Here is an 18,228-nt window from a genome sequence, read left to right on the forward strand (position 1 = left end):
CTGTGAATATCACAATCCGTACCATTATTAAATCAGTCATTCCCAATCTAAAATCTAAAACCTAAAATCTAAAATCGAATGACTTTCAATCCCAATAACTGTCGCAACGAAAGCGAAGTAGAAAGCAAACTGATTGTCAGCTATCTGCTACCAAAGTTAGGTTATACGCCCGACACTTGGCACCAAGAAATAGCATTTGGGAATATTCGTCTAGACTTCCTCTCATTTGCCACCCAAGTTATCCCCATAGTGGTCGATGCAGAATCGCCGATGAGTGTAGTTATGGAGGCTAAACATCCGAAGGAAAATTTAGACCGCCACCTGCGAAAACTCAATCGCTATTTAACAAGTTTGAGCATCCGCTACGGCCTCATAACTAACGGTAAAGAAATTAGAATTTACCAAAGAGTCGTTGATGATATTCAGCTAGTTTTTAAGTGTGCTGGAAAAGACATTGAAAATAGAATTGATGAAATTATCGCTTTAATTGGCAGAGATAGTTTAAATTTTATAAAAAATTCCGATAATCTCGAACTGGAAGATAGTAAAATTAATTTGGTTAGTCCTGAGTTAATTAGCGAAGTCCCAGTACAGCACCGCAATCCCGCCACCGCAGAACCTGAGCCAAGTCACATCTCAGAACCGGAACAAATACCTGAAAATAATCCAGTTAAGCCTCAAGTTAAATCCGATGTAACCGTTCCCCAAAAAAGCCAAAATACGATGAAAATCATTGCAGTTTACCATAACAAAGGTGGCGTGGGCAAAACTACAACAGTAGTCAATTTAGCTGCTGCGCTGAGCAAGAAAGGTAAGAGAGTCTTGGTGATAGACTTAGACAGTCAGGCTAATACAACCTTTGCGACGGGTTTAGTAAAATTTGAGGATGAAGAACAAGATGATTTGAAAGATAATAATATTCTTCAAGTTTTGCAATCAGAAGACTTTTTCTCGATCGAAGAAGTAGCTCGCAAGTCTAATTTTTGCCATCCAGAAATAGATGTGGTTCCTTCACACATTGATTTAATGCAATATGAAACGGAACTCAATCAACTAGATTACAGCCGAATGATTTTGATTCAGAAACTAGCAGAAGTACAGGATAAATATGATATTGTACTGATTGATACGCCACCATCGTTGAATTTTTACGCCAGAGTTGCCCTAATTGCGGCGGATTATTTAATTATTCCTTCTGACTTAAAACCTTTTGCCAATCAAGGACTGATTAATGTCAAGGATTTTATTAAAAAAGTCAACGGGTTCAAAAAACAAATTGGCAAGAAGCCTCTAGAAGTTGTAGGTGTACTTGCTTGCAAAATCTCCACAAATTCTAAATTTGTACAGTACAGTTTGCCCAAGCGGAGGGAGGCAATTCCCAAACGCTACGGCTTTGAAATCATGGACAGCGTAATTTACGAGAGAGACGATTTAGCAAAGTGTGCAGAACAATTTCAAATAGTCGGGAATATGGAAATCGCCGATCCGATTTCAGTGCTAGACTTTAAGCCTGATTCCATCGCCTCTCAAGAATTTGAAATGCTAGCACTAGAAGTTTTGGAAAAAACAGGTAAAAACTAATGAAAAAATTATCTCCGTCACTGGTTGCAGTTAAAAAAATTACGTCCGCAGTTCCCCGTTCCAATTTTGCTGAGCCTGATTTGGATAAATTAGCTAGACTGATTTTAGAGTCAGGAGGATTGATCAACCCCATAATTCTCCGTCGCAACGGTATGGATGCCTACGAAATAGTAGACGGAGACTTTGAATATTATGCGGCCGCGAGAGCAAAGGAAATAGAACCTCAAAAAGGCGAGACAATCGGAGCATTTATCCTGGAAGAAGAAAATGAAGAGCTTCTCCTCAAACAACTTGAAATTCTCAGAAAAACCGCAATCACTGAGAATAAAATTGTAAGTGAGGTTCCCCAACACTCCTCCACCTTTGAACAGCGGCTGACAAATATTGAAACTCGATTGGAAAACAGAATTAATGAATTGAAAGCCGAGTATACGCGGGAAAAACAGGCGCTGATAGAGAGGGTTAAAGATGTTGAAAGTCTGATTCCCAAACCTGTTCCGCTGTTGGAAGCACTCAACACTCAAGATAAATTCAAATTGGCTACAAATTTGAAAAATGCTGGCATAAAAGCTCAAACAATAGAACAAATCATCAAAGAGCGAGATTTGCAGCAGTTTGCATCTTTTGAAAATGTGTTGGAACGCATGAAAGGTAAAGGGTTAGGCGAGAAAACAATGATTAAGCTTATTGACAAGTGGCAAAAATATTTATAAGCTTTCAGCCATCTCAATTGCATTTTTGGGGCGCTCAAAGCCCGCCCGACAAAATTTGAAAAACCCGATATGACTCGGCGGTTGAAACCCATCCTACACAAACTTCCGTCCCTCTCGCTGGAGACTAAAGAATAAAGGGGATATTAAAGCTGGCTTTCGTATACGTCGCAACTCCTGCGGCCACTCGCAACGCCAGCCCGATCGCCCTGACGCCAAAATAAGTAAAGATGAGTAAAGCAGTGTATCCTTGGTGTCCCGCAGCCAGTTAAACTCATCACAGTCGCTTTTTTAGGAATTGCAGTAACTTTTGCCGTAGCACGGGCGAGGGCGGGAAGCCATCGCCAGGGATGTCACCCCACGGGAAGCCGCGTAGATATACATAAATACCCAAACAGCAGATTTTAATGACAAAAGGGGACTTGTAACAAGATGGATCGATCGTCCGATCAAAACCCAATAGTTGAATATTTGCGGATTAAGCCAATTAGTCACAGTCAGATTTACACTTCCCAAATTGCCATACCAGAGCCTCATCGGGGGGAAATTCCTCGCGAACGCCGCGAAGCTCTCAGGAGAAGTCTGATCGAGCAAGGCAGCAACTTAATTCCTTTAATTGTACGCCCTACAGAAGCTTACAGCAACGAAGAAGAATATGAAGTTGTCTGCGGCTCAGATTGGTGTATTGTTGCTAAAGAACTCGGCATCGAGCAAATGTGGGCGTGGGTATTTGAAATGACCGACGAGGAGGTAGCTGTTGCTCAAGCAGAAATGGAACATTTAGCTCCGCAACCGACTCAGAAAACAGCACAAATTGACACTCTACTGCAACAATTTGAGCTATCATTTCAAAAAAAGGTAGATAGTCTAACAAAACAAATAGAACAATCTGTTAAAAAAAATGAAGACCTGCTAAAAAAGCACGTAAAAGCTCTAACTGAGCAGAACTTTGAGCGTAACCAAATAGAACAGATTAAGCATTTGCTCGAACAAGTGGAAAAAGCATTTCATGAAAAGGTAGATAAAATGGCTAAAAAAATTGAACAATCGAGCAGCAACCGTCCGCCAACATCGGCTGTTATTTCTGAGGTAAATCTTGAAGGTGCTTTGAGACAGTTGGATGAACTGGAAAAACTGCTATCAATAAAATTAGAACGCACAGTCGAAACAATTAATCAGTTTGTTTCCGACGCCATTGAAGACGTAGAAAATGACCTAAAAAATCAAATTGAAACGCTCCGCCGCCAACTGGGAGCCACAGCTACGCACTCAGAAATACAGCCCGAAGCACAGCCGAAGAAGCAGTCAAAAACGCAGCCTAAGAAGCAGTCGAAAGCACAGCAAAAACCTCAGTTACCGCAGTTGCAGTTAGAGTTGCCGTTTCCGTCCCCGTCCCCAGAGGATGACTACGAAAGTCTTTCGCTGAGAGGGTTGAAGGCGATCGGCAAAGAGCGGAAACTGCGGGGCTACGCGCGCATGAAACGACCAGAAATTCTGGCGGCTCTCAGGGAAGCTGACGGCAGATAAAACGGTAGTTGCTAATAGTTAAAAACTAATTGTTCGGTGTTCGATCGCGTTTTATGCCAAAAAGCGCGATCGGGCTTTCAGAATAGTTTTGGGCGCAGAAACGAGCCGATCGCCTGGCCGCGAAACTGCGAGAATTAAATATTGATCCCGATACAATTTAGTCCAGCCCCTACTCACAAAAACACGGTTTACTGCCGCGTGTATCGGTGCTTCACCCCAATCGGAAAATACTCCGCATCGCCCATAGCAGTTAATGTCACCACAGGTAACTGATATTCTGGCGGAACGTAATTAGCAAATTCGCTGTTTAGCCGTCGCAATTGCGCGAGAATTGAAGATGCGATCGCCTGCTTCATCTCCTCGTCGCCCTCCACCCCCGCTGCTAATTCCACAACCACCGATAAAAACCGATTTTGATCCGCATCTTCCTTGACTTGCAGTACAAATTTTCCCGTCACCCATTCCCGAATGGTGGGAACTTCTAAACCTACGGTGACATTTTCCGGGTAAATGTTGGCACCGAAGTAGGAAACGGTAAAGTGCGTTAGCGAAGCCCTCGAAGAGGATCGCCCGAATACATAGACAAAGGGCAAGCAGCGAATTCCTCTCGGGAAATCAGAAACTTTCATACCTGCTGCTTGCTGCAAACGTGCCACAGGGTTAAACCCCCATTCTGCCAAAAAATTGAGCATTGCTTCGTAACAAATTAAACCGCCGTTATCGGAGATGTGATAGCGTATTAGCGGGATGCCGTTGTCGCCCGAAAATAACAGCGTGCCGTCATTATTCACTTCAAAAAAGCGACTTTTCGGATCGTACTGCATCAGCGTTGGCAACCGCGATTCCCCGAATAAATTGCGTGCTGCTTCGGGATTGTTTGCTAAAAAGCGGCGGATGCAAATACTCAGCGGTGTCTCGTTGCCCAAAACGCCCGCGTCTGCCGTACCGTAAAGGCTCGCAGAGTTGTAATATAGATTGTCAGAATTAGTGCGATCGCTCACCAAACTCCGCCATTCTTCGCTAAACACTTCCCCCGCAAACACCATCTTAATTCGATATTTTTGCCACTCCACACCCCCAGCAATTCCGCTATCTATCACATCCTTGATAAACGGCGGATATCCCAACAAAACTACTTGCTCAAAATGCTCCCCAAGTTCCTGCACTACTCGAAATATTTCAGTCTTATTATTCCCAGGCGTCACAACTGTAACTGGATAGCCCTTACTCGCTAGATAGCGGCAGCAATTTGCCGTGTACATTCCGCCTACCCAAGTTCCCAACGCAAAGCAAATGACAGCTAAAGTTGAGCGTTGGTCGGCGTAAAAACTGTCGTGAAATATTTGTTCAAAACGAGCGGCAATTTGCAACTCGTCGCTGATAAAACGCGGCCAAAATGTCGGATTTCCTGTCGAACCAGATGAAACAGCAATGAAATCGCAAGTTTCTAATTTACCGTGGTAGCACAACTGAGGTAGCGGGTGAGAGCGTAAATAATTCTCTTTGGTAATTAGGGGCAATTTTTGGAAGTCTTCAAAGGTTTTAATTGAGGCGGGATTGATGTTATGTTCAGTTAGGAAAGTCTGGTAAGCTGGTACTGTGGCAGCGACTTTTTGGAAAAGGGCGATTGCCCCGGATTCGGCAACTCGATTCTGCTGGTGTTGCAATCGTTCCTGAAGCGGCGCCCTTAAAAACTCTTCAAAAGCCCCCATTGCTCGCTGACGCTGTTCTGGCTGCATGATTTGCTCCTTAAAATGGGTATTTAGCACCTCGATCGCTCAAGATTCAATTAGTAGCGCTAACACCCGATCGCACATTGGGCTGGACACTAAAAATTTGAACACATTTTGAGGTCGCTCGAAAATATGGCGCAGTAGATAAACTTCCATAGCACGAAACCGCTGTTTTCACAATAACCACAGGGGATAGCCAAGCTGCCGATCGACTAATAAACACTGATACACTGTGGCAAGATTAATTCAGCGATCGCCCAAAACTCCCAGTCTCAGTCAAGCGTGAAAATCCGACGCAGCAAGTTCCAATGAACAATCCCATCTACCCCGGCATAACTCTCAACAATCACTACCGCATCGTCCGCGAATTGGGACACGGAGGCTTCGGGCGCACCTACCTAGCAGAAGATGCCCACCGATTTAACGAACCCTGCGTTTTAAAAGAATTTGCGCCCCAAGTACATGGAAGTTACGCTTTACAAAAATCCGAGGAACTGTTCGAGCGGGAAGCGGGAGTGCTCTACAAGCTGCAACACAATCAAATCCCGCGCTTTCGCGAACTCTTCCGCGTCAGTATCAGCGATCGAGGCTACCTATTTTTCGTCCAAGACTACGTGCCTGGCCAAACTTACCGCTTTTTGCTCGACGCCCGCAAGCGTCAGGGTTTGCGGTTTATAGAAGCAGAAATCAATCAATTACTGCTGCAGATTTTGCCCGTGCTCGAATACATTCACTCTTTGGGAGTGATTCACCGCGACATCTCCCCGGACAACCTGATTCTGCGGAGTTCTGACGGGATGCCCGTGCTGATCGACTTTGGCGGAGTAAAACAAGTCGCCGCCACCGTAGAGTCTCTATTCGCTGAGGCTAACGGCACTCCCGCCCCCGCGACTCGCATCGGCAAGCTCGGCTATGCTCCCGTCGAACAGATGCAGATGGGCATTGTCTCTCCCCACAGCGATTTGTACGCTCTGGCGGCCACGGTTTTGGTGTTGCTGACTGGGAAGGAACCCCATCAATTGATCGACAGCCATACCCTGAATTGGAACTGGCGGGGGGAATGTTCTCTGTCTCCGAATTTGTCCCTGGTGCTGGATAAAATGCTTGCTCAGCAGCCGAGCCAGCGTTACTCCTCGGCTCGCGAGGTAATGCTCGCTCTCTCCGGCAATCCGCCGTTACAGCCACCTTTGCCACCAGCCCCGGATTTTGGGATCACCCAGCCACCAGATTTCTCGCCTATACCCGTGCCCGCTCCCACACCAAAACTGCCGGGAACTCCGGTGCGAATTGCTGCTATTGGCAATCAGCAAAAGATGCCTGCTTGGAAAATGGTTTTGTTTGTGGTGGCTGTGCTATCAACTATGGGGGGAGTTGGCTGGTTTGCGGGCAATTCTTTGTTAAATCTGCAATCAAAAGTGCAGAAAGTTTCCCAGCCTCCAAGCCCGAAGCAGCAGCAAGAAGATGCTTTGCAAGATCGCTTTGTCAAGCTCAAAATTGACGATCGATTCTATAGCGGTTACGTCAACCTTGTGGACGAGACTTTTTATGCCAAATACCCGGAATTGGGGGGACGATTGTTAAAAGAAGGCGATGAAGATCGCCAATGGCGCGAAAGGTGGCAGAAAATCGGCGACGAGTTGCTCGATAAGCTGGAAAATCTCAGCAGCAACGCTAGAGCGCGGTTGGGCACTTACGACACCACTGATATCGATCGCTGGAAAACTGAGGTTAACAAGCTGAATTTGAGTAGTCGGGCTTTGTACGATTTGGCTGATGCTAGGTTCTTTTATTGGTTTCCACAACAGCCGCGCGATCGCAATATCATTGGTTTGCCGATCGGACAAATTTGGCAAGCAATTACCGCCGACGAACTCGAAGCCTTACAAGCTGGAGCAACTGTTGAAAGCGTTGAATTTGACCGCCTATCGAAGAGCAAAAGCCTCACAGGGAATCTCAAACCCGGAGAAGGGAAAGCTTACATTGCCAGGTTCGCTCAAAATCAAACTTTGCGCGTGAATTTGCAAGCACCGCGCAAATCTACCCTACTGTCAATTTATACTCCGGGGCGGACAAAGGGCGCGCGAGCTTTGCTGGAAGATGCAGAAGGACTTAGTTGGTCTGGATTGCTGGATGATGCTGGTTTTTATGAATTCGTGGTAGTTTCTCAAGCATCTGAGCCGATCGCTTACGAGTTGAACCTGACGGCGGAATAACTGCTATTGACGCTCTCTATCCACCCAGGCAATAATAAGGTAATACCAATCAGGTAAGTTTTCCTGTTCAAACAAAGAATATGCTGAGATTCGCGATCGTAGCTTTAGTGACTTTTGGATTAGTATTAGTGACTGCACTAGGTTTACATCCGGCCAATGCGACAGTCAGCAGTCCCGAATTTTATGCTTGGAACTTTGCCTCTGTAGGCAGTAGCGAGCTGGTTTGTAAAAAGACCGTGGTAGTTCCGCAAGACCGGATAATTCCGTCATCATCCATGCACGCTGTCAGTATCACTTCTGCAATTGTAGATTCCAAGTTTTGCGCGAATTCCACTCAGCCTGTGAATTTAGGCCGTGGATAATAGGATTTCCGGTTATATAGCAATCCTAAATCATGTGTGAACTTCTTACTCCCTCCCCGAACCCAAGGGGAGGGTTGGGGTGGGGTAAAAAAATTACGACTCCGGCAATGATTGCTATAGAACCATAATTAAGTTTTCCGTTAGTCGATTTTAGATGTTAGATTTACTTCACAGATGAATCTGGGAGATTGAACCTTAATCTAAAATTTTTATCTCTCCACTACTGTTGTCTGAAAGCAAGTATATTTTTTTGGATGAATCAGGATGCTGCATCCTGATTCATCCATGGAGAGAAAACTCTAGTTTTTAGTACAAACACGGACTAATTATGAACAATTAACCGGACATCATATAAGTGATAGCCTGAGTAATTTTCGCCATCGGCGCACTGAAACTGTTCGCTAATTTTTTTTATGAAAAATATTGGGTATTTTGTAATAAAAGTTTATCAAAGGAGTCGGGCGCAGCAGTTTTCTGCTCTTGAAAGAGAGCGAAATCTTCCCAATTTAGGCAGTTCTTTGATTGTGACTTAAGAACCGAGGGAAAATATTCAGCCATTTGGCTAATCATTTATTGGCTAATTGGCCCAATTACTAATTCCCTAGTTTGAGTATGCTAGAGTTAGTCAGGTTCAGATATATAGTGCCATCTGTTATCTAAGTATCATGCTCAAAATTTTGGTAATTGAGGACGACGAATTAATCCGGGAAACTCTTCTGCAACTCCTGGAATCTCACAGCTACCGGGTCATTGCGGCAGAGAACGGTCGAGCTGGGGTGCAGATGGCACTTTCGGAGATACCGGATTTAATTTTGTGTGACGTGCAGATGCCGGAACTCGACGGTTATGACGTGTTGCGGACTCTGCGGCAAAACTCGCTAGCTGCAACAATTCCATTTATTTTCCTCACGGCTCAAAGTGACAAAACCGATTTTCGTCGGGGGATGGAATTGGGGGCAGACGATTACTTGACAAAGCCGTTTACCAAAGCTGAATTGCTGGGAGCCATTGCTTCTCGCGTCTTGAAACGGCAAACTATTACTCAACCGCTAACAGTCGCACTTCACCAAGCAGAAGCCAGACTCAAAGATTTAGTTAACGACTCCACCAAGGTTACAACCCTCTCTCCGGAAAAGTTTGCTCTCGAAGCTTTGCTGCGCCACGCTTTGGCACAAGGTGAGTTTCAGGTATACTATCAGCCGCAGGTGAATATTGCGACCGGTCAAGTTATCGGCGCCGAAGCTTTAGTGCGCTGGCAAAATCCCGATCGAGGTATAATTTCTCCCTGCGAATTTATTCCCTTAGCAGAAGAAACAGGTTTAATTATTCAGATTGGGGAGTGGGTACTGCTTTCAGCTTGCGCTCAAGCCGCTAGTTGGCTAGCGGCGGGGTTTTCGCCCTTTACAATATCAGTAAACTTGTCGGCTCGGCAGTTGTCAGACCCGGAACTCAAGGCGCGAATCGTCCAAATATTGGAAACTACAGGCTTAGAGCCTGCTAATTTAGAATTAGAAATGACCGAAAGCGCTTTGGTGGAAAATGCCACAGTAGCAGGCGCTACTTTAAACCAACTAAAAGCTCTAGGAATTCGGATTGCTATTGACGACTTCGGCACCGGTTACGCTACTTTAGGATATCTTAAGCAATTTGCTTTTGACAGTTTAAAGATCGATCGAATTTTCGTCCGTAATGCCAACGAAGATACTCAAAATGCTGCTATTACTACAGCAGTAATTTTACTGGGTCACAGTTTGAATATGACTGTAATTGCTGAGGGAGTGGAAACAGAAGCAGAACTAGATTTTTTGAAACAACATCAGTGCGATATCATGCAGGGGTATCTGTTCAGTCGCCCCGAACCAGCAGCGATAATTGAAAGTATGTTGGTTGCCGACCCGAGTTTGTTCGCGCCGCCCCCAGCAGCACCTGGTCGCGTTGTTCCTTTTGTACCTGTGTCCGAACCCGAAAAATCTAAAAACCTTTCAATGTCGGGTCTAGGAATAGTGTAAGTGTCACCAAAATTTCTGTTTTATAGGATAAAATTCTTTCTTTTACCTTCTATTTTCGGCATAAAAGTTGACGCTTCTTCATAAAAAGTTGTACCTTTTGATGATAGGCCAATCAAAGAAAGAGATTGTTCCCCATATTGCTCTACTGCTTCCCCTTTTAGGCGCTAGGCGCCGCTAATTGGATTATTTGAGAAATTGTGGCGTCTTGAAATTGCAAGCCTTTATTAAGTTGCAGCAGGTAAACTCAATTAAGTTCCTACTTTGGGACTGGCAGTTTCAATAACTGTCCAACTGGAATTGGTGCAAGCCTGTCATGGAAAGAATATTAGTGGTGGACGACGAAGCAGACTGTCAAACAGTCTTAGCAATGTACCTGGAAAGTCAAGGATATCGGGTGGAATGCGCTAATTCAGGGGTTGAGGCGCTCTCGATGTTTGAAAATGCCCCCCCAGATTTGGTAATTTCAGATGTCATGATGCCGGAAATGGACGGGTTTGAGTTTTGTCGCCGTTTGCGAACTACCCGTTTGGGACAGTTAGTCCCCTTTATATTTTTGTCGGGTCAAGGCGAGTTGGAGTCAAAAGTTGAAGGTCATTCGATCGGCGGTGACGATTATCTGGTAAAACCTTTTCAGTCTGAAGAAATTTTAGCTAAGGTAAAAGCGCAGTTAGAGCGCTCTCACCGCATTCACGCCGAAATTGTCCGACTGCTGCAAACTTCTAGCGGTAGGGCGGTGGAACCACAATTTGTGGCAGTATTGCCAGCACCTGCACCTTTGCCTTTAACACCAGCCGAGGAAAGAGTTTTTTGGGAGGTTATCCAGGGTTATACTAACAAACAAATTAGCGATCGGCTGTTTATTAGCCCCCGGACTGTGCAAGCTCATTTAGGCAGCATTTTCAGCAAATTACAGTTAGAAAATCGTGCCCAGCTTGTGAGATTTGCCCTAGAAAGAGGATACAAACCACCTCAAACTTAGCTCGGATCTCAACTTAGGGTGCGCCAGCCAGCCAGGGGATTTTAGATTTTAGATTTTAGATTTTAGATTTACTCCCCAGATGAATCTTGGAACTAGAGTCTAAAATTTTTCTTCCACATTCAAAACACAATAAGGAAAATTAGTTATCACGCAAACCCCTGGCCCCAAATTCGTACCTCGCAAGTTGGCACGTTCCAAATCAGCCTGCCGCACATTATTCGCCGCCTCAATATTTGTCCCGGTCAATTGAGCCCGAGGAAGCCTAGTATTTGACAAAATAGCATTCTGCAAATTAGTATCGCGCACATCCGCGAAAGACATATCCGCTCCGCTTAAATTCGCACGATTCAAATTAACTCTAAACAACAGCGACCGCCTTAAATCGGCATTCGACAAATTAGCTTGCAGCAGATAAGCTTCCCCCAGATTCGCATTAAAAAGTTTAGCACCGCGCAAATCCGCACTCGTCAGATTCGCTCGCCCCAAAAAAGCATTAGACAAATCCGCATTTCGCAGATTAGCACCATTCAATTCAGCACCGTACATCTCGGCATTAACTAAGTTAGCATTTGCCAAATTAGCCTCACTTAAATCCGCTTCTAGCAAATTAGCTTCATAGAGATTTGCTCCGCTTAAATCCGCTCCTCTTAAATTAGCTCTGTACAAGCTAGCCTTGAACAAATCAGCATTTCTTAAGTCACAGCCCTCGCACTCTTTAGTTTCCAGCAATTGCCTAACATGATCGGGATTTTGAGCCTTAACGGGAGCTGTCAGCCCAAACAAAGCTAAACTTGCCGTTACAGTTGCCAAGAGTTTAAGTTTCACAAACAAACCTCACTGCTACTTCAAACAAATTATACTAGCAAACTGTAGAATTTAAACCCATATCCTTCTCTCTTTTCTCTTACTCTGCGTTCTCTGCGCCCTCTGCGGTAAACCCTCAAAAAAATGATTCGCAGCCAAGAATATAGACCTGCTGACAGCAAGGCGGGCAAAGCCCGCCCTACTTAACTTAATTAAGCTTCATCTAAAGCAGCAACACCAGGCAATTCCTTACCTTCAAGTAGCTCCAAACTAGCACCGCCACCAGTAGAAATGTGGCTCATTTGTTCGCCTAAATTCAACTGTTCAACAGCCGCCACCGAGTCACCACCACCGATAATTGTGGTAGTACCAGTTTTAGTAAGTCCAGCCAAAGAATGAGCGATTCCTTCAGTTCCCACCGCAAACTTCTCCATCTCAAACACGCCCATCGGCCCGTTCCAGATGACAGTTTTGCAATCGGCCAAAGCATCTTGGAAAGTTTTTACTGAATCCGGGCCGATATCCAAACCCATCCAACCGTCGGGGATGCTTTCTACAGGAACAGTTTGAGTGTTAGCATCAGCAGCAAACTTGTCAGCAACTACCACATCAGTAGGTAACAGAAAAGCAACTCCCCGTTCCTTCGCCTTAGCTTCCAAAGACTTAGCCAGTTCCAGCTTGTCATCTTCCACCAAAGACTTGCCAACGTTCAAGCCGCGAGCTTTGTAGAACGTGAAAACCATGCCACCGCCCAACAGCAGTTTGTCGCACTTTTCGAGCAGTTTTTCGATGACTCCAATCTTGCTGGAAACCTTAGAACCGCCGATTATAGCAGCTAAGGGACGCTGAGGATTGTCGATCGCACTGCCGAGATATTGCAGTTCCTTCTCCATCAAAAACCCAGCCACAGAAGGACTCAGATACTTAGTAACGCCCTCAGTAGAAGCGTGAGCCCGGTGAGCAGTACCAAAAGCATCATTGACATACAAATCGGCCACAGAAGCTAACTTCTTAGCAAATTCCGGGTCATTTGCTTCTTCTTCTGGGTAGAAGCGGACATTTTCCAGCAACAGCACATCGCCATCTTGCATCGCGGCGACTGTAGCAGCGACTTCATCACCGATGCAGTCGTCAGTCTTTTTGACCTCTTTGCCCAACAATTCCGACAGGCGCACAGCAACCGGCGTCAAGCGCAACTTCTCTGTCACACCCTTGGGACGGCCGAAGTGGCTGCACAAAATCACCTTAGCGCCCTTGGACGCTAAATCTTGAATTGTCGGCAGAGCCGCCCGGATGCGAGTATCATCGGTGATATTGCCGTTGTCGAGCGGCACGTTAAAGTCCGCCCGCACCAATACCCGTTTGCCCGATAAGTCCGATGCCGATAAATTTGCTACAGTTTTTTTTGTCACAGGATTAACCTCCTAATATGTGTGTTTTTGTCGAATTCCGTTGAAATGGCGGCACTGGTAACTTGCACCCCGGCCTCGGACGCATTCAACCGCGCCCGTACAAAAAACGGAAGATGGAACAAACGGCACTGATTGGCTTAACCTAAACATTTTATCGGAGTCCGTGTCCCGGAGATGTGCAGTATGTTCAAGACAGTCTTATTTCCTGTAGATCAAAGCCGAGAAGCCCGCGAAGCTGCCGAAAAGGTGGTCAATATCGTAAAAACCTACGGTTCTCGCTTAGTTATTCTCTCGGTAGTCGAACCCCCAGCCGAGGAGGCCGACGCCCCCGCGCGAGAGGTGATGACTTCCCCCGAAGCAGTCGCTAAACTTCTTTCTGAGGCCCAATCGATGTTTTCCCAGCAGGGAATTGAAGCTGAAATCATCGAACGGGAAGGCAAACCTGCTTTCACGATTTGCGATGTGGCTGACGAAATTGGGGCCGATTTGATTGTGATGGGCTGTCGGGGGATGGGTTTAACCGATGATGGGGCGTCTGACAGCGTTACCAATCGGGTGATCAATCTGTCTCCTTGTGCAGTTTTGATTGTGCCTTAGTTATTAGTTATTAGTCATTAGTCATTAGTCACGTGTTGTATCATGTCCGACTAAATAAACGTAGATTCTTGAGGGGCGGGTTCACCTGTATCTATATATGTAAATCCAGGGTATGCTTAAACCCGCCCTGACACAGCGACTAATGGCTGCTGACTAATGACTGCTGACTAATGACTGCTGACTAATAACTAATAACTAATAACTAATGAAAATTCACTGGTATCCCGGTCACATTGCCAAAGCTGAACGGGCATTAAAAGAACAGTTAAAGCGGGTAGATGTGGTGCTAGAAGTCCGAGATGCCCGCATTCCATTGGCTACTTATCACCCCCAAATGCCGAGTTGGGTGGGCGGCAAGCCGCGAGTCTTGGTCATCAACCGCATGGATATGATTACACCTCGATCGCGCGAGGCGTGGGAAACATGGTTTGAGGCCCAGGGGGAAACGGCGTATTTTACCAATGCCGAGCACGGTCAAGGAGTAGACGCTGTGGCGGATGCCGTGCAGGATGCTGGGGTGCAGCTAAATAAAAGAAGGTTCGATCGAGGTATGCTGCCCCGTCCAGTCCGTGCAGTGGTGATGGGCTTTCCCAATGTGGGAAAATCTGCTCTAATTAATCGGCTGTTAGGGCGGAGAGTGGTGGACAGTGCCCGCAGAGCTGGAGTAACTAAATCGCTCCGATGGATTCGCATTTCTGACGAAATTGAATTATTAGACGCGCCTGGAGTGATCCCAACCCGAATTAACAATCAAGAAAATGCCATAAAATTAGCTATTTGCGAAGATATTGGCGAAGCAGCTTACGACAATCAGGTAGTAGCAGCAGCGATGGTAGATTTGCTCCAAGGGCTGGAGGCGGCTGATGACACGTTGATATCACTATCTGGTTTCAAATCCAGGTATAAATTAGATCCAGCATCTAGTAATGGTGAAGATTATTTGCACGAGGTCGCAAAAGACAAGTATAAAGGAGATGTCGAACGAACGGCGCGGCAGATGTTAAACGATTTTAGAACTGGTGTTTTGGGTCAACTTTCTTTGGAGTTGCCGCCGGCTTGATCAGACTCGTAACCTACAACTAATCAGAAATGGTATTCAATAGAGAGTTGCTGACGCTGATAATGTGAACTTCGTCTCCTATGTGTAATATTTTTTCTGCTGGTTGAGGTGCGAGTCGCGTGTTAACTATCAGCCGACTAAAGTGATTGAAATGCCCTTTTTTTACCAGGTCAGGCATGATTTCCTTCTGCTTGGCTGCTAGTATATTTTTAAAATTTATATCGCTTGCTTGCGCCGCATAATTTCGCGTAGATAAGAGATATGGCTGACCGGGATTAATAGCTTCAAATATTACTGTTCCTATTTTAAATCTAACAATTTCATCGGATTGTGAGAAAAGTTGGTCTTCCCAAAAAGCCGGGACATCTCCTATTTCAATATTAGCTCGCAAGCGCTGGCGCATCTCGTTAACGCAAACTCTCGGAAACCAAGATGCAACTTCGGCAATTGTTTCGGTACTAATAATGCTTGGCCCTGGTGCAGCGAGATTGTCGGGAAAACCAGTCAGCAAGTTTTCAATCAACTTGACGGGGAAACCGAAGTAGTTGCTCAACCAAGATTCTATTCCCAAGCGTTCTCTATCTACATGAAAAAATATTTCTTGTTCAGTGCCTTGAATTTTCAGACCGGCAATTCTCTTTTTGATGTCAAAGGATAAGCGTAGAAAACGGACTCCGCTGTTGTGCTTAGTGTTAACCAATTCTCCTGCTGCATCGCAGATTGCAAAAGAACGATCGCCTTCTAGAGCTCCGCTGGCTAGAATAGTGGCTTGACTGACTGCTATGCCGTCAAGGGACTTGACCGGATAGATATGAATGCTGGCGACGTAGGACATTTCGAGCCATTGGTAAATAATTGTCGTTTTAGATATATTCTAGCATCCCCTGCCGGTAGAAGGATGACGGCAGTTGACTTTACTAAATAAAATATGAATGAAATAAAAATGGGCCACTTTTTTGAATGTTACATTGTGCCGGAACACCTTGTACAGAAAAATCAAAGAAGTCTGACTGAGCTTGTGGTAGATATTATGGTATAAAATAGAAAAAATTGAACCGAGTTTTAAGCAATGACTGAAAGCGGAAGTAGAAGCATGATTTCGCGACGCAATTTAATGTTGAGGGCTGGTGCAGGGATGCTAGCGGCAAGCTTGGCACCTGCGTTTTTACAAGCCGAAGCAGCACAGGCAGAGGCAATCTCTGGCATTACTCCCGACGGTGCTTTCAAGAAATTGATGGCGGGGAATCAACGCTACATTCAGCAAAAACGGACATTTCCCGACCAAGCTCGATCGCGAGTTGTAGAAGTAGCAAAGGGTCAACATCCGTTTGCAACCATCCTGGCTTGTTCTGATTCGCGGGTTGCTCCCGAAATTATTTTCGACCAAGGATTGGGGGATTTATTTGATATCCGAGTAGCTGGCAATTTTCTCGACGATGTGGTGCTCGGAAATATAGAATATGCAACCTTAGAATTAGGCGTGCCCCTATTAGTAATTCTGGGTCACGAACGCTGTGGTGCTGTCAAAGCAGCTTTAGATGGCAAAGCTGTGCCGGGTCACATTAGCACTTTGGTGGCAGCGATTAAACCAGCAGTTGATTCGACCAAAGGTCAAAAAGGCGATGCCTGGGATAACGCAGTCAGAGCTAATGTGAAAATGAATGTAAATAAGTTACAATCCTCCTCGCCTATTTTAGCTAAAGCAGTCAAAGCGGGCAAGCTTAAAGTGGTTGGGGGCCGCTACGATTTGGATAGCGGCAAAGTAGAGATAATTGCTTGATTTTGCTGGTAATTTTCAGAATTTGTAGGGTAGTGCCTTTCTTTGCCTACCCTTGGGGAGCGAGGGGAAACCATAGGGGATTGCCCCTAAGAATTATTGGGTAACGATAAAGTAGATATGCAAGTTTAAAGTAAACCCATTTCTTGCAGTCCCCGGCGCAGGCGTTCTGCTTCAAATGGGCGGCGCTGTTCGTGAAGGGCGATCGCTCTTTTGAATTCTGCTAAACTCTCTGGCATTTTGCCAATTTTCAGCAGCGCTACTGCCAAGTTTTGATGAGCTTCCGCGTGTTCTGGATCGATTTTAATCGCTTGTCTGTAATAGGCGATCGCATCTGCTAAATTTCCGGCTGCCTTCAGCGTCAGTCCTAAATTGTAGTGACCTGCTGCAAAATTGGGGTCAATTTTTAAAGCTGCTTTGTAAGCTTTTTCAGCAGATTTCAAATCTCCTTCCTCTTTGAACAAATTGCCCAAATTATTGTAAGCACCCAACTTGAGCGGCGGGAACACATTGGTATTAATTGCAGCTTGATAATGTTCTTTTGCTTTGGCAAACTGCTGCTGCTGGCGATAAGCAATTCCCAAATGATAGTTCAGTTCGTAAACAATAGAATCATCAATTGCCTCGGCAGTCAAGCCTTTGGTTAATAAATTAATTCCCCGCCCGATTTGCCCGGTTTCTACATACAAAGCGCCTAATTTGCTACAAGCATAAGCATCGTTTGGATAATAAGCGATATAGCGTTCCATTGCTGCTTGAGCTTTTTGGAATTTACTTTTTGCGGCGATCGCATCTTTTTGATAACCAGAGTGCCAAATCGCCACATCGGGGAGAGAAACTATTTTCCATTGTGGTTCCCTCTGCAAAATCTCAGCCACGCTGTCGTCTACCATTGCGTGGTAGGGGCGAGAAAAGCGGATATCGAGGCGATTGCGAAACAAGCGCGACACTAGGGAATAGGGAGATTGAGAGGCACCGATTTCTTGGCGGATGAGATTGATTAGCAGCAGCCGATCGCTCGCAATTGCCTGCTTAATTTGAGGCACAATCTCCGGTACCAAAACCTCATCGGCATCCAACACCAAAATCCAGTCGCCCTGGGCGTGCTTCAGGCACTCATTGCGCGCCGCTGCGAAGTCGTCGCACCATTCAAAGTCATAAACCCTCGCCCCGGATTCTCTGGCAATTTCACGGGTGCGATCGCCCGATCCCGTATCCACCACAACCATTTCGTCAACAACACCCTTAACGCTGTCCAAAGTCCGCGACAGTGTTGCCTCTTCATTCTTCACAATCATGCACAGAGTCAGATCCATCGGGCGCAAACTTTCCTCATTTCACAAAATTATTGTAATTTTTTTACCAGTAAAACACAAAAAGTCCCAGAAAAAATTCTCCTATTTCCTTTTTGCTTTGAGCATAAGTACCTTTCTTCCCTCGAAAAAGTGGGTTAACTCTTTTGAG

General features: G+C 45.5%; 14 protein-coding genes. 9 read left to right on the forward strand and 5 right to left on the reverse strand.

Annotated features, from left to right (window positions below):
- The first annotated feature begins 78 nt into the window (after positions 1-78).
- The 3 genes from QUA90_RS08070 (at position 79) to QUA90_RS08080 (ending at position 3,818) form a co-directional block, all read left to right on the forward strand.
- A complete protein-coding gene (locus QUA90_RS08070; protein ID WP_333444814.1) occupies positions 79-1,581 on the forward strand; it encodes an AAA family ATPase in 1,503 nt (500 codons plus the stop codon).
- On the forward strand, positions 1,581-2,294 hold the full coding sequence (locus QUA90_RS08075) for a ParB N-terminal domain-containing protein (protein ID WP_333444816.1): 714 nt from the start codon (positions 1,581-1,583) through the stop codon (positions 2,292-2,294). Before QUA90_RS08070 ends, QUA90_RS08075 begins: the two co-directional genes overlap by 1 nt.
- 429 nt (positions 2,295-2,723) lie before the next feature.
- Positions 2,724-3,818: a Rho termination factor (modular protein) gene (locus QUA90_RS08080; protein ID WP_333321775.1), complete on the forward strand. Its 1,095-nt coding sequence runs from the start codon at positions 2,724-2,726 to the stop codon at positions 3,816-3,818.
- A 188-nt stretch (positions 3,819-4,006) separates the two neighbouring features.
- Here the strand turns inward: QUA90_RS08080 and QUA90_RS08085 are convergent, their stop codons facing one another.
- Entirely contained in the window at positions 4,007-5,557 is a 1,551-nt protein-coding gene (locus QUA90_RS08085) for a phenylacetate--CoA ligase family protein (protein WP_333444818.1), read from the reverse strand.
- A gap of 302 nt (positions 5,558-5,859) precedes the next feature.
- Here QUA90_RS08085 and QUA90_RS08090 point away from each other — a divergent pair, with 302 nt between their 5' ends.
- The 3 genes from QUA90_RS08090 to QUA90_RS08100 all read left to right on the forward strand — a co-directional run bounded on the left by QUA90_RS08090 (position 5,860) and on the right by QUA90_RS08100 (position 11,114).
- Positions 5,860-7,764: a serine/threonine-protein kinase gene (locus tag QUA90_RS08090; RefSeq protein ID WP_333083282.1), complete on the forward strand. Its 1,905-nt coding sequence runs from the start codon at positions 5,860-5,862 to the stop codon at positions 7,762-7,764.
- 1,027 nt (positions 7,765-8,791) lie between these two features.
- Entirely contained in the window at positions 8,792-10,135 is a 1,344-nt protein-coding gene (locus tag QUA90_RS08095) for an EAL domain-containing response regulator (protein WP_333321769.1), read from the forward strand.
- A 313-nt stretch (positions 10,136-10,448) separates the two neighbouring features.
- Positions 10,449-11,114, forward strand: coding sequence for a response regulator (locus tag QUA90_RS08100; protein ID WP_333037484.1), 666 nt, complete (start codon positions 10,449-10,451; stop codon positions 11,112-11,114).
- Positions 11,115-11,213: 99 nt separating this feature from the next.
- On the opposite strand, the gene QUA90_RS08105 is transcribed toward QUA90_RS08100, so the two are convergent.
- Positions 11,214-11,939 carry a pentapeptide repeat-containing protein gene (locus tag QUA90_RS08105; protein ID WP_333444820.1) on the reverse strand — a complete coding sequence of 242 codons (726 nt, stop codon included), beginning with the start codon at positions 11,937-11,939 and terminating at the stop codon, positions 11,214-11,216.
- A gap of 191 nt (positions 11,940-12,130) precedes the next feature.
- Complete coding sequence (locus tag QUA90_RS08110; RefSeq protein ID WP_333052811.1) at positions 12,131-13,330, reverse strand: phosphoglycerate kinase; 1,200 nt, start codon at positions 13,328-13,330, stop codon at positions 12,131-12,133.
- A gap of 183 nt (positions 13,331-13,513) precedes the next feature.
- Between QUA90_RS08110 and QUA90_RS08115 the strand changes: the two genes are divergently transcribed.
- On the forward strand, positions 13,514-13,927 hold the full coding sequence (locus tag QUA90_RS08115) for a universal stress protein (protein ID WP_333128466.1): 414 nt from the start codon (positions 13,514-13,516) through the stop codon (positions 13,925-13,927).
- A 205-nt stretch (positions 13,928-14,132) separates the two neighbouring features.
- Positions 14,133-14,987, forward strand: coding sequence for a ribosome biogenesis GTPase YlqF (ylqF, locus tag QUA90_RS08120; RefSeq protein WP_333389419.1), 855 nt, complete (start codon positions 14,133-14,135; stop codon positions 14,985-14,987).
- 19 nt (positions 14,988-15,006) lie between these two features.
- Here ylqF and QUA90_RS08125 read toward each other — a convergent pair whose 3' ends face one another.
- Entirely contained in the window at positions 15,007-15,822 is an 816-nt protein-coding gene (locus QUA90_RS08125) for an MOSC N-terminal beta barrel domain-containing protein (protein ID WP_333444822.1), read from the reverse strand.
- A 234-nt stretch (positions 15,823-16,056) separates the two neighbouring features.
- Between QUA90_RS08125 and QUA90_RS08130 the strand changes: the two genes are divergently transcribed.
- The gene (locus QUA90_RS08130; protein ID WP_333444825.1) at positions 16,057-16,767 is read left to right on the forward strand and encodes a carbonic anhydrase; all 711 of its coding nucleotides are present in this window, start codon (positions 16,057-16,059) and stop codon (positions 16,765-16,767) included.
- 125 nt (positions 16,768-16,892) lie between these two features.
- On the opposite strand, the gene QUA90_RS08135 is transcribed toward QUA90_RS08130, so the two are convergent.
- Positions 16,893-18,080, reverse strand: a complete 1,188-nt coding sequence (locus tag QUA90_RS08135) for a tetratricopeptide repeat protein (RefSeq protein ID WP_333444827.1) — start codon at positions 18,078-18,080, stop codon at positions 16,893-16,895.
- Between the last annotated feature and the right edge of the window lie 148 nt (positions 18,081-18,228).

The organism is Microcoleus sp. D3_18_C4 (assembly GCF_036702355.1).
GTDB lineage: Bacteria > Cyanobacteriota > Cyanobacteriia > Cyanobacteriales > Microcoleaceae > Microcoleus.